This is a genomic window from Okeania sp. SIO2F4 (genome assembly GCF_010672385.1).
GTDB lineage: Bacteria > Cyanobacteriota > Cyanobacteriia > Cyanobacteriales > Microcoleaceae > Trichodesmium.
In genome coordinates, this window is the sequence record NZ_JAAHGT010000211.1 from 1 (window position 1) to 11956 (window position 11956).

The 11956-nt window shown below is 36.5% G+C and carries 12 protein-coding genes and 1 tRNA gene; 4 read left to right on the forward strand and 9 right to left on the reverse strand.

Annotation, left to right across the window (positions count from 1 at the left end):
* Both F6K22_RS15265 and tnpA read right to left on the reverse strand, forming a co-directional pair.
* Positions 1 to 441: peroxidase family protein (locus tag F6K22_RS15265; protein WP_293099176.1), on the reverse strand; the 441-nt coding region annotated here is incomplete at its 3' end.
* Between the two features lie 68 nt (positions 442 to 509).
* Positions 510 to 920, reverse strand: a complete 411-nt coding sequence (gene tnpA, locus F6K22_RS15270) for an IS200/IS605 family transposase (RefSeq protein ID WP_293099179.1) — start codon at positions 918 to 920, stop codon at positions 510 to 512.
* A 28-nt stretch (positions 921 to 948) separates the two neighbouring features.
* Between tnpA and F6K22_RS15275 the strand changes: the two genes are divergently transcribed.
* A complete protein-coding gene (locus F6K22_RS15275; RefSeq protein ID WP_293099181.1) occupies positions 949 to 2157 on the forward strand; it encodes an RNA-guided endonuclease InsQ/TnpB family protein in 1209 nt (402 codons plus the stop codon).
* Here F6K22_RS15275 and F6K22_RS15280 read toward each other — a convergent pair.
* The 5 genes from F6K22_RS15280 to F6K22_RS42100 all read right to left on the reverse strand — a co-directional run bounded on the left by F6K22_RS15280 (position 2120) and on the right by F6K22_RS42100 (position 5888).
* Complete coding sequence (locus F6K22_RS15280; protein WP_293099184.1) at positions 2120 to 2443, reverse strand: hypothetical protein; 324 nt, start codon at positions 2441 to 2443, stop codon at positions 2120 to 2122. The genes F6K22_RS15275 and F6K22_RS15280 overlap by 38 nt on opposite strands.
* A gap of 324 nt (positions 2444 to 2767) precedes the next feature.
* Entirely contained in the window at positions 2768 to 2953 is a 186-nt protein-coding gene (locus tag F6K22_RS15285) for a hypothetical protein (protein ID WP_293099187.1), read from the reverse strand.
* A 764-nt stretch (positions 2954 to 3717) separates the two neighbouring features.
* Positions 3718 to 4161, reverse strand: coding sequence for a hypothetical protein (locus tag F6K22_RS15290; protein WP_293099190.1), 444 nt, complete (start codon positions 4159 to 4161; stop codon positions 3718 to 3720).
* 295 nt (positions 4162 to 4456) lie between these two features.
* Positions 4457 to 5212, reverse strand: a complete 756-nt coding sequence (locus F6K22_RS15295) for a GNAT family N-acetyltransferase (protein WP_293099193.1) — start codon at positions 5210 to 5212, stop codon at positions 4457 to 4459.
* Positions 5213 to 5786: 574 nt separating this feature from the next.
* A complete protein-coding gene (locus F6K22_RS42100) occupies positions 5787 to 5888 on the reverse strand; it encodes a helix-turn-helix domain-containing protein (protein WP_363273624.1) in 102 nt (33 codons plus the stop codon).
* Positions 5889 to 6109: 221 nt separating this feature from the next.
* Here F6K22_RS42100 and F6K22_RS42105 point away from each other — a divergent pair, with 221 nt between their 5' ends.
* The 3 genes from F6K22_RS42105 to F6K22_RS15305 all read left to right on the forward strand — a co-directional run bounded on the left by F6K22_RS42105 (position 6110) and on the right by F6K22_RS15305 (position 10890).
* Positions 6110 to 6193 carry a transposase gene (locus tag F6K22_RS42105; protein WP_363273626.1) on the forward strand — a complete coding sequence of 28 codons (84 nt, stop codon included), beginning with the start codon at positions 6110 to 6112 and terminating at the stop codon, positions 6191 to 6193.
* A 1035-nt stretch (positions 6194 to 7228) separates the two neighbouring features.
* Positions 7229 to 10744 (forward strand): response regulator, encoded by a 3516-nt coding sequence (locus tag F6K22_RS15300; RefSeq protein WP_293099196.1) that lies wholly within the window; start codon positions 7229 to 7231, stop codon positions 10742 to 10744.
* 75 nt (positions 10745 to 10819) lie between these two features.
* Positions 10820 to 10890 (forward strand) — tRNA-Gly (locus F6K22_RS15305).
* A gap of 395 nt (positions 10891 to 11285) precedes the next feature.
* On the opposite strand, the gene F6K22_RS15310 is transcribed toward F6K22_RS15305, so the two are convergent.
* Together F6K22_RS15310 and F6K22_RS15315 are read right to left on the reverse strand one after the other, a co-directional pair.
* A complete protein-coding gene (locus F6K22_RS15310) occupies positions 11286 to 11528 on the reverse strand; it encodes a hypothetical protein (RefSeq protein ID WP_293099199.1) in 243 nt (80 codons plus the stop codon).
* A gap of 92 nt (positions 11529 to 11620) precedes the next feature.
* Positions 11621 to 11956, reverse strand: a 336-nt coding sequence (locus F6K22_RS15315; protein WP_363273622.1) for an element excision factor XisI family protein, incomplete at its 5' end; no start/stop codon positions are given.

Sequence of the window (11956 nt, forward strand, 5' to 3'; positions counted from 1 at the left end):
TCCAATCAATTCTCTAAAATCATTATAACGAGGAACACCCCGCTCCCGGTCTCGCAAAATATCTACAGCAGCTAAATCAAAAACTTCACCATTATCTCTTACAAGTTGCTGGAGAAAACTTGGATAATTATATAAAGTAATTGCTCCTGGATGACTAATACCAAATGAGTAAAATAAATCTGGCATTGCTAAATTTTCTAAAAGATTTCTAGTACTATTACCAGAAACTTCAAATAGATTATTCTTTTGTAATAAATTCCCGTTTTTAACCGAATAAAATTTCAATTCATCTGGCATTAATGGGTGCATTCGATACACAGAGACAAATTCTTCAGTTAAATAGTAAGGAGCTGTATGATGGTCAGTAGGAGAAGCAATAATACCACTCAGCAGTTCGCCGTCTCCCACACGACCAAAAAGATTCTTGAAATGTTGCCCCAACTTGATTCGGCAAGGGGTCTCCCGTTATAATCTCCGATTTAACGGGAGGGGAATTGCCGACAACGAGGTTATGTAGGTGTCGATTGATGTTCAACATATTGCTTTAATTGCTCAATAGTTACACCTCCGCAGCTAGCAACAAAATAAGAACCAGTCCACAGTAAAGGTTTCCTGTAAAACCTAGCTAGGTAATCAGCAAAGTCCCTGCGGATCAACCTACTAGAAACAGTTTTGAGATTTGCTATAAATTTACTCAGTTGAACTTTTGGGTTAAATGCGATTAACAAGTGAACATGGTCAACTTCACCATTAAACTCTACTAGCTCACACTCCCACTTTTTGCAGGTTTCATCAAATATGTTGTTTAATTGCTGTAGTATCTCAGAAGTAATTACTTTCTTTCGGTATTTAGTAACAAATACGACATGAGCAGTAAGAGAGTAAACAGACCTAAAACCTTTGTTATAGTTACTTGACATAATACAGCAGTAAATGTACAATCAAAATATGATAATTACTTATTGCTATAAAATCAAGCCCACTTGTGAACAGTCAGTCAAAATTGATTATTGGCTAGAACTGTTACGAAGACATTGGAATTATGCTAATGGTCAAAGACTAGATTGGTTGAATAGAACGAGATGTCCGATAGACCGTTGCTCATTGATTTCGTGTCCTATTGGTGAGATTCCTAGCAGGCCAGATTATTATTTTCAGCAATCAGCACTTAAGCAAACGAAGATTCTCTTTCCTGATTACAAAGAAATCTATTCTGAAGTGCAACAAATTAACTTACAAAGACTTGATAAAGCTTGGAAACGTTGGCTAATACCCGATAAAACTGGTAAACGTGGAGGGCGTCCAAGATTTAAGAAATCAGGGAGGTTAAGGTCGCTCGGGTTTAGTCGAGTTAATCACCCTAAAGCAGCAGTTAAGTTTGATGGCAAACAAATCATTATCAGCAGGCTTGGCGCTATTCCTGTCATAGCCCACAGAGCCATTCCAGAAGGTTTCAATATTAAAACTGCAACCATAACTAAAAAAGCTGATGGTTATTATGTGAGCTTTAGTTTGGAAGACAAGTCAGTTCCGACTCCAATTTCTGTTGGCAATCTCCAGAATGCTATAGGTATTGATGTAGGCTTAAAAGAGTTTTTAACTACTAATATTGGCGAGACTGTTCCTGTTCCTAATTTCTATAGAAAATCTCAATCTAATTTAGCAAGAAAACAACGAAAAGCAGATAGAAAAGAAATTGGTTCTAATAACTGGAAAAAGGCACAGAACAGAGTTGCGAGGTTACATCAACATATTGCGAGGCAAAGAGAATATTTCCACTATAAAACTGCTCATAAATTAGTTAAAGAGTATGACTTAATTGCCGTCGAAGACCTTAACATTAAAGGTTTAGCTAGAAATACTAAACTATCAAAATCTATTTATGATGTAGCCTGGGGAGCTTTTATTGAAAAATTGAAGGCAGTAGCGGTAAAACGCGGTGTTCATGTTATTAAAGTCAACCCTCACAATACATCACAAAATTGTTCAAATTGTGGTCATAAAGTACCTAAAACTTTGTCAGTTAGAACTCATTCTTGTCCGAAATGTGGAACAGTTTTGGATAGGGATGAAAATGCAGCACGAAACATACTGAATAAAGCATTATGCGAGGTGGGTATCATCTTGCCTGCTTGCGGAGGCTTAGACGTTGGTTAGCCTGAGAAGCAAGAAACTTCTGGGACTTGGATTCAATTATCTTTGTTTTAGAAGCTCCCGTTATAATCTCCGATTTAACGGGAGAGAACTTCACGTCATTAAAACTACCATCAGCAGTACGCACAACTAAATGGCGATCGCCAGGTAGAGGTAAAGGTAACTCGATATCATCTTGAGTAGGTAATTGTGCCGTATTATGAAGGTTTTCTTCTCTTAATTTTTTACGAAATCCAAGTAATTTTAACAATGCAATGGGAGTAGGGAATTTATACCAAGGCCACTTCATCAAGTTCTCCTTTTATAACAGTTATATTTTGAGGACTTGAGTTTAGAGTAAGCGTCAAGGGTGGGTTAAAACTATATTTTAACTCCTTTACAATATAACTATTAAATACAGTAATTGCCTAGTGTTATTTTTTGATTAACTTATGTGAAGATTCCCGAGCTAAATTTGACTTGAACTTCATTTAGCATTGTATGATTAATTAATTTATTGTGTTTAATATATCGCTCTTAAAGTTAATTTTTATTAAGATTAAAATTCGGTAGTGGTGCATTGTAATTATTTCGGTAACAGTGTAGTCGGCATTTCAGCCACCATTCATCATTACTATGCAGGACTAAAAGGAGTAGGTAGTGGTGCATTGTAATTATTTTGGTAACAGTATAGTTGGCATTTTAGCCACCATTCATCATTACTATTCAGGACTAAAAGGAGTAAAACTGTATATTTATAGTGTAGTAGTTTTTGTGTGAAATAATTTGGCATCAAATCTTCAAATTCAAGTAAAATCAAGTCTAATTATAACTTACTGAATCAAATTACAACTATGATACATGAAGCTTTTGAAACTTTGAAAAAATTGAGCAACTGCCAAAAATAAGCTTTGATGCTATCAAAATTTATCAACTTTTAGAGGATAAAGTTGTAGAGCAATTGAGTTAAAGGATGGGAAAACTCTTCCTTATTCCCAGATGTGGCTTTCCCTACTTTCACCAGACACCAGAAAACTTTTTCAGCTAACCCTAATTAGAACTATTTTATTTAACTTGATGTGGGTTATTACCCCTAAAAACACAAAAAACGTCGGGAGGAAAGTTCCCGGAAGATTTATCCCCTGGTTGAATAACGACACGCGGGTAATAAAGCGGAGTAAAAATCTTTTATAATGTTATAATAGAGGAAGACCGAACAAGGTTTGTCGCCATGACCTCTAGCTAGTGCGGTGAAATTCCGGTGGACACCTGTAAGGGGAATTAATTTCCTACGACGGCTGAAAGCAAGCAGGCAGCTAAAGCAGCGATTTATTGATCCAACCAGTGCGAGTAAAACCACTCTTTTAGCTAACAAAAAAAAGTAAACTCACAGCTAGATTTCGGTCTATGTCGAGGAGTTTAGAAGTCTGCCGTTCAGGCTTTAAGCAAATGTGGATTAATCCCATTTGCGGTGGACTAACCACACAATCCAGGGTGTTTCAACCCCTGGAGATGTCAATCATGTATTTAATCAAATAATAATTTTAGGGTGTAAGAAACTGACACACCCTACAACTTACTTAACTATACTCCACAAATACCCCTTTCTAGATTCCACCCATTGTCAACTGATACTGATACTTCCGAACCAGGTTTGACATTACCTCCTGATAGATCGATAAGAACTACATCTGCTGCTCCTAAGTAACCACCTCGGTAAATTGGTTGACCTTGCTCATTTACAGTATCGTAGGTTAATTCCGAGACTACAGGGGGTAAATCTGGAGAACGATCAAACCGGACTTCAGTAAACAATCCATCTACATAGGTTGCTGTATAAGGATTGCCACCAGCATCCAATCCATCACAGTATAAGACCATTGCTGCGTGGGCGAAAGGTACTGGTATAAAAATTGTGCCGATCAACAGTAAGAAAAATGTTATTACTAATGTACCTACTAACTTAGATATTTGGTGTGGGAACTTATGCCACACATTGCTGAAAAAGTTAGTGATAAGACTGTTCATGTTTTTTCCTCGTTGCACGACTCAATAATATAGTAAATATCGATAACAGTACCAAAAAATTACTCTTCCTCAAAAGAGGAATTTATCTAAAAAGATAGTTAGTTAATTAAGCCGAAATTTTTGGTAGTCGTGTACAAGTAGTGATATTTGTATAAAAACTCAACTAGGGATCTTAGAGTATTATGCATGAAACCTAGAATTTGGGTGCTTTTCTGTTCCCTGTTCCCTCCATACCTGTTCCCTTTTTTTCATCTAATTTTCAAAAGCTAAATAACTTATTCTTGATACTTAAATCTTAATCTGAAAAAGATTTACGCAAAAGTAACCTTCGGGGTTGCCCAAATACTAGAGAGCCAAAAGTCCACTCAACTTCTTGTAATCTGTAACCAGCTTTATAATAAAGCCTCCGGGCAGTATGATTATTTTCCAATACATGAAGATATAGGTCACAAAATCCCCATTCTGATACCATAAGTTCACAAAAATTTAACAACTGTTGAGCAATTCCTAATCGTCGATAATCAGCATCAACAGCCAAATTTGACAAATAAGCATACTCAAAATCATCTAACTGCCAAGGATTGAGGGATAGAAGTCCATTCTGCTGAAGCGATAAAACTACGTTTGGCTGGCGCGACCGTACACTAATTTCCACAGTCCCCACCAAATCCTGGCCTTCAATAGCAGATAAATTCTCAGTAGACTTAGTATCTTTGACAACCATAGCAACAATACATAAATAATGCTCACCTTTAGAGCGGATACGATGTCGTAAATCTTCGTAAATACTTAGTCGTAAAAAAGGATAAACATAGCTCATAATTCCTTCACGAGAATGAAAACTATTAGTCAAGATTTCGGAAATACTCTTGATATCCTGTGGTTTAGCAATGCGGATAGAAAAGTAAAATTGATTGGATTTTCCGACTTGAGGTTTGACAGACTTTGAGAAAAAAAAGAAAGGGTTCACAATACACTCACAAGCTATATCTATATAAATATCTATATGAAGCACCCAATGCCATTCATTTTGGGAAATGCCGAAAAACACTATTGCTCAAGGAGTTGGCTTCCTCATTTATTAAAAATTAATTGCCTCTACCAACTTCTATCATGTCCGCTTAATTAGCGATAGAACTAAGTTCCGCTCCGCGTTTCATGTCGCTCCGCGAAACGAAAAACTTTATCCTCCTTCTACTTCTGATATATTCTTTTTTCCCCTCTTCTCCCTCCTGACTCCTAACTCCTCCCTAATTATTTATAACTGTTCATCCGGACATGATATTAGACCCTGCTTTAGTATTACATTTTATTCAGAGATTCTCAGACAACTTCCTGAAACAAAATAGACTTAAATTTACCTTCAATTATACCTGTGAATTTTAGGAATTATTTAACCTATCTTAGAAAACTTAATTAATCAATCGCATACTTTAAAATTATCCGGATAAATTGTTGATTCCTGCTTATATTTACATATAAACTTGAGATGTCTACATAAGCCTTGGAAAAAGTTTTAAAAAGGGGTATCTAGATTTTTTTTAAGATAGCTATCACTTTTGACTATATACTTTTATTAGTCAAGATAACTATTTTAATTTAAGCAATTGGTTAGTGCATTTTGTCTAAATTAACTTTTGACTAATCTGTTGATATATTGGATTATAAAGATTTAAAAAATGCTTATATACAAATCTTGAATAGCCAAACTGTTTTGCTAGTTGGATAGGCTATTATGTATTTTGGTATAACCTCATTTTTAAAAATGTGAACATTTCTATTATCTGATATACTGCCTATTAGTATACATAATATGTATCTTTTCGTCAATATTGATTTAAAGTCTATTGCTATAACTATTTTAGATATTAATGCTCATTTGGTGTTAGTGACTAAAAATAGAAGAAAAGTCTTGAAAAATGAAATGTTAGCTTTTATTCAATAAACAATTTTTAAGACTCTAGAAAAGAACAATTGTAAACTGATAGAATTTAATGGTGAAGCTGACCATGTGCATATACTGAAACAGTAGCTACCACAACAACAGTTAAGTAAGTTAGTAAACTCAATGAAAAGAGGAGCTAGCACAATTTTTGTCTAACAATTTTTCTAATGTTTGCGCAGCATTCCGTTTGCGTAGCATTCCCCAGGAAAGGAAACTTAAAAAAGTTGATTGGGAAAAAAAGTGCTTGGGAATAGCAGTTGTTATGTGTCTAGTTATGATGGTGTTACTGTTGAGAAGTTGAAGCAATACATTGAACACCAAGACCCTTCGAATTAATACTGTAAGTTGAAATTATCATAGGACTCCTCTTGTATTTTGTCGCCTTTCATGTTGTCAATAGTCGAAAACCGACCTGACAATGCAGATATTCTGCTAAAATTTCAGATTAAAGCCTAGACAAAGATAAATCTTAATTTTTGCAAGGAAACTGGTTAAGATTAACAGATGATCTTGAGAAGTTCTCCGAGAGGTTTTAGTATAATAAATTAAGGGGGTAGTTGAGAACAAAAAAAGGCCACTTATAATACACTTGTCCCTAAATAGATGGAAAAAATCGCTCAAATTAAGACACAGCAGTAATTCCAGACGTTTTCAATTAGGAATAGCTAAAATCCTTACATGACAAGAGTTTGCCAGTTTTTTTAGTTATAAAGCGACAAGTCTAATTTACTATATGCTATATGCGAGAAGACTAATATGTTGATAAAGATTAAAAATTCATGAAATATAGGAAATTTAGGTTAATTTTGTTCTAAGTAGAAACATTTTTTGTTCTAAATTCACAAAACTATTAGAAAATCTTCAAGAATTCAATCTTGGGAATAAATATTCATGTGTGGGTATTATGAATTTAATAGACTGAAGTTTTAATAGCAAGTATTACCATTGAAGTAGCCTTTTTGACTGGGGCAAATACCAAAGAGAAGAAATAGGCTTCTTGGTTGATTAAATAGGTATAAAAAGCCCTCCTTAATCGGTCTCGAAGCGGAATGGAGTTATATCCATCTGTGCCCGAATCAGCACAATTCATCATAACTGCCCTGAAAGCACGGAGAGCGGTGCATGAATTTGAGACAAAGAAAACCTAAACCGAAAATTTTGGTTGTCGATGATGAACCAGATAATTTAGACCTTCTTTACCGCACCTTTTTCCGAGACTACAAGGTGCTGCGAGCCGAAAGTGGGCCAGAAGCGCTGGAAATTCTGGAAAAATCTGGGGTAGTCGCTGTAATTATTTCAGACCAGCGAATGCCCAAAATGAGTGGTACAGAATTCTTAAGTCTTACTGCTGACCAATATCCTGATACTATTAGGATTATTTTAACTGGCTACACAGACGTAGAAGACTTAGTAGAAGCCATCAACTCTGGTAAAGTCTTTAAATATCTGACTAAACCTTGGAATGCTGAGGAACTCAAAGCATTAGTAAAGCAGGCAGTTGACACCCACAATGTCCTCAAATCTCACACTAACGAACTACGTCGTGCCCTTCAGCAAGAATCTCTACTATATGCAGTTACCAATACTATTCGCTCTGCACCCAATTATCGGCAGATGCTCCAGAGGATAGTAGAAAGTATTGGTCAAATGTTTGAAGTGAGTTTGGCGATATGTTGTCCTTTCCAAGATAGCCATGGAGAAGACGAATGGTTTGTTGTTTACCAGAATCAAGAAAATACCTCTGAACAATCAGCCAACAATTATCCCCCTAAAATACCACAAGAAATTTTGGCTCATATTATCTGGGAAACAGATACTGTAGAAATCATTTCAGATATCCAAAATAACGAAAGGCTAAAGGGAGAGACTATAGAACTTCAACAACGCCGACAAGCTTACCTAGCAGCAAATATCTGTTCTAGTCTAATTGTGCCTCTATTTTCCCGATTAGACTTAATTGCAGTTTTAGCACTGCACCAGTGTGGGGAATACCGGAACTGGCAAGACCATGAAGTTCAACTCTTAATTACAGTTGCCGATCAAGCTGCTCTAGCTCTATCTCAAGTTCGTGCTTATGAACAACTGAGCAGTCTTGCCCAACGAGAAAGTCTGGTCAATACCATCACCACTGCCATTCGCTCTAGTCTGAACCCTAAAGATATTTTTGCTGCCATCACTCAGCAGTTAGGACAAGCATTGCAAGTAGATGGTTGCGTTCTCTCATTGTGGACGGAAGCGGATGAATATGTTCATTGTGTGGGGTTATATGATGCTCAAGCTCAATCTTCAGTTAGTTCTACTGAAGCCGATCCTCTCTCAGATGAATCTGTGGTTGGAATAGAAGTTTCTAATAATAATGACGACTTATTGACTCCAATCAACTTACCTCAGTCATTTGTTCCTATTAGTAGCAATCCTGTTTTAATGGAATTGCTAAAAACTAAAACAACGGTAGCAATTAGCGATCTGAATAAAAATAGAGAATTTGATGAATCTCAACTCCCATTACGCTTTAATGCTCGTGCTTTGATGGTGGTACCTCTGAGTGTTGATGGTAAGATTATTGGCAGTATTTCTCTACGCCACAATTCTTATGAACGCCAATGGCAAACTTCAGAAATTGAACTAGCTGAGGCAGTAGCTTCCCAAGCGGCGATCGCCGTTCAACAATCCCGTCTTTATCAAACCACCAGAGAACAAGCAGAAAGACTACTAGAAGTAGACCGCCTCAAAACAGAATTTTTCCAGAATATCTCCCATGAGTTTCGTACTCCTCTGACTCTAATGATTGGATTATTAGAGGAAGCAGTGAACTCCAAACAAAATTTGCCTATAGAACCTGCTGGGATCGCTCTGCGTAATTCCCGTCGTCTCTTGAGATTAGTTAATCAATTACTAGATTTACAAAGACTTGATGCAGGACGAATGCAGCCTTGTTTTTGCCCCTGTAGTCTTGTCGATCTTTGTCGTAATATTGTCGAATCATTTGCTCCCTACTGCCAGAAAAAAGAAATCAACCTAGTTACAAACTTTAGTGATGATTGCCAACCAGTATATTTAGATATAGAAAAATTTGATAAAGTTATCTACAATTTGCTCTCAAATGCTATGAAGTTTACTCCCACTGGAGGTACTATTACGATTTCAATTGAATCTAGTGGGGAACATTGTCTGTTGAAGGTACAAGACACTGGTATTGGCATTCGCCAAGAACAAATTCCCTTTTTGTTTGAAAGATTTCGGCAAGCAGAAGGTTCAGCAAATCGTTCTTATGAAGGAAGTGGTTTAGGTTTGGCTTTAGTCAAAGAATTAATAGAACTTCATGGTGCTCAAATAACTGTAGAATCAGTTTATGGTCAAGGTACTACTTTTAAAGTTTGGTTGCCAACACGAAGCACTCATTTACCTGTGGCACAAGTATCAGAAATACCTGCAGAATTTGATGCGACTAAGTTAGCTGTTGAGTTGGCGGATGTAGAAGCAGAGTTAGAAGAAGCAGAGGAATTACAAGCTGTAGATAAACAAGAAAATATTGCTACAGTTAATTATGATGATATGGCAGTAGCTACTATTTTGGTGGTAGACGATAATCCAGATTTGAGAAACTATGTGTCAAGAATTCTGCAAAAATCCAACTTTAATGTGGTGTTAGCTAGGGATGGAGCTGAGGGATTTGAAGTTGCACAAATTCATCATCCTCATCTAATCATAACTGATTTAATGATGCCAGTTGTGTCTGGTTTGGATTTAATTAAAATGATTAGAGAAGAACAACAATTGCGAGGTACGCCGATTATTTTGTTAACCGCTAAAGCAGATGAAGATACTAGAATTGAAGGAGTAGAAAGAGGTGCAGATGCTTATTTATCAAAACCGTTTAATGATAGAGAATTGTTAGCAGAAGTAAGAAATTTGTTGGTTTTGAAAGAAAATGAGCGACAGGTGCAAGAGTTGAATTCTTACTTAACAGAATCAGTATTAAGGCGGTTTTTACCACCGGAAATGGTGCAGCGAGCAGCAAAAGGAGAATTAGCTTTGGATTTGACACCAGAACCAAGGTTGGTAACAGTTTTATTTAGCGATATTGTGGGTTTTACTCGGATGTCGAATATTTTGCAGTCGTCTCGGATCGCAGAATTATTAAATGAATATTTGGCAGAAATGACAAGAGCTATTTTTGCTAATGGTGGTACTGTGGATAAGTTTGTGGGGGATGCTGTGATGGCAATTTATGGCTCACCTGAAGAGTTGACTCCACATGAGCAAGTGCGACGAGCAGTAGCTTCAGCTCAGGCAATGTTGAAAGCTTTAGATAAGTTGAATGAGCGCTGGCAAAGTCTGAGGTTGATTGGAGACAATGGGGTACCTCCAGTGAAGTTTCGTTGTGGAATTCATCAGGGGAATGCTGTAGTGGGGATGTTTGGTGGTCCAGAGCGGTCTGATTATACAGCTATTGGTCCATCAGTAAATATTGCAGCCCGTTTACAGGAGGCCGCAGAGCCGAATACAATTTTGGTATCAGCAAGAGTAGCCCAATTTCTGGATAGTCAGATGGTTAAGAAGTACGGATATTTGAAGTTGAAAGGTATAGATGAAGATATTTTGGGCTTTGTGGTGAGTCGAAGTCCCATAAGTTAAAGTTGATAAGGCCAAAATATTTTTTGCTGATTTACTTGCAATTTTGAAAAACTGTGCTATATTAAATAAATGGATGCGGGTATAGTTTAGTGGTAAAACCTTAGCCTTCCAAGCTAATGATGGGGGTTCGATTCCCCCTACCCGCTTTTACCTAAACATAATGACTTTCTAGCTTTTCAGCTTTCTTCATCTTTATTCCTAAGTAGACAATGGATTAATTCTGGACATCAAAAAACATGGAAATGTGTACAAAAACCGTACAAAAAAGCTTACTTAAAGTTAGGTAAAATTGGCAAATTTTTAATAACTGGTTTAACTGTAATAAAAATTCATATTATTAGAGAGGGTCATTAAATTCCTTCCCATAATCAGGATTTTGTGTAAATCTTTTCCACATCGCTAAACTTAACCCTTCTGGTTTCTGGCTTAACTCTATAGCCAGTTCTTTCGACCCATAAGTGATTACTCTTCACACTCTTTATTTCCCAGGTATTGAAACTAGAGTCGTCACCACCCTTCAACTTAATTAAATAGTCAACCTTTAACTCTCCACCAAGTTGTCTCTCGTAAGCCCAGAACTTAATTTTCTGGAATTGCTTTTTGTCTTCTTCGTCATTAGAACTTTCGAGGATTTGGCAAGCTTCCTCCCCTCTTCAGATTCTGGTGCGCCCATTGTAAAGGTTCCATCAGGGATTAATACCATTTCTAGGGGAACGCCATCAATATATTCCTTGTATCCTCGAAACTTTTGCTTTTGACGTTTTACTACAGGTATTTTCGCCATAATTTCTATTCCAAGAATAAAAGTTTAATTGATTTGCAGTAATAAGGTTTCAGTTGTCCAAGTCGGGCATCCACAACCAAATCAGTTATCAGTTAACTGATAACTGAAATAGCAATGCTCTTATTTATATCCATAAACTCCTGAAAAAGCTGATAACTGATAACTGATAACTGAAAAATAGGAATACCTCCTCTCAGTAAATCGGATGCTATTCCATCTTCTAAACCATCGCGATGTATCCAGATTTTATCCCCAATAATCTCTATATGAACTAGACATCCATGAATTTGTACATCATCTTCCCATCCTTGAGTAATTAATAAAAAATCATTCCTATCTTCACTAATAATTAAACGGCATTGTAAATCTCCGTGAGCATAGGGAATTTCCGTATATTCTTTGAGTTCCTGTTGAATAATAGCGCGATA

What these genes read in the sequence shown, in the direction of transcription:
- F6K22_RS15290 (WP_293099190.1), bottom strand. Translation starts at nt 4,161, where the DNA reads ATGAACAGTCTTATCACTAACTTTTTCAGCAATGTGTGGCATAAGTTC.
- F6K22_RS15300 (WP_293099196.1), top strand. Translation starts at nt 7,229, where the DNA reads ATGAATTTGAGACAAAGAAAACCTAAACCGAAAATTTTGGTTGTCGAT.
- F6K22_RS15310 (WP_293099199.1), bottom strand. Translation starts at nt 11,528, where the DNA reads ATGGCGAAAATACCTGTAGTAAAACGTCAAAAGCAAAAGTTTCGAGGA.
- F6K22_RS15275 (WP_293099181.1), top strand. Translation starts at nt 949, where the DNA reads ATGATAATTACTTATTGCTATAAAATCAAGCCCACTTGTGAACAGTCA.
- tnpA (WP_293099179.1), bottom strand. Translation starts at nt 920, where the DNA reads ATGTCAAGTAACTATAACAAAGGTTTTAGGTCTGTTTACTCTCTTACT.
- F6K22_RS15280 (WP_293099184.1), bottom strand. Translation starts at nt 2,443, where the DNA reads ATGAAGTGGCCTTGGTATAAATTCCCTACTCCCATTGCATTGTTAAAA.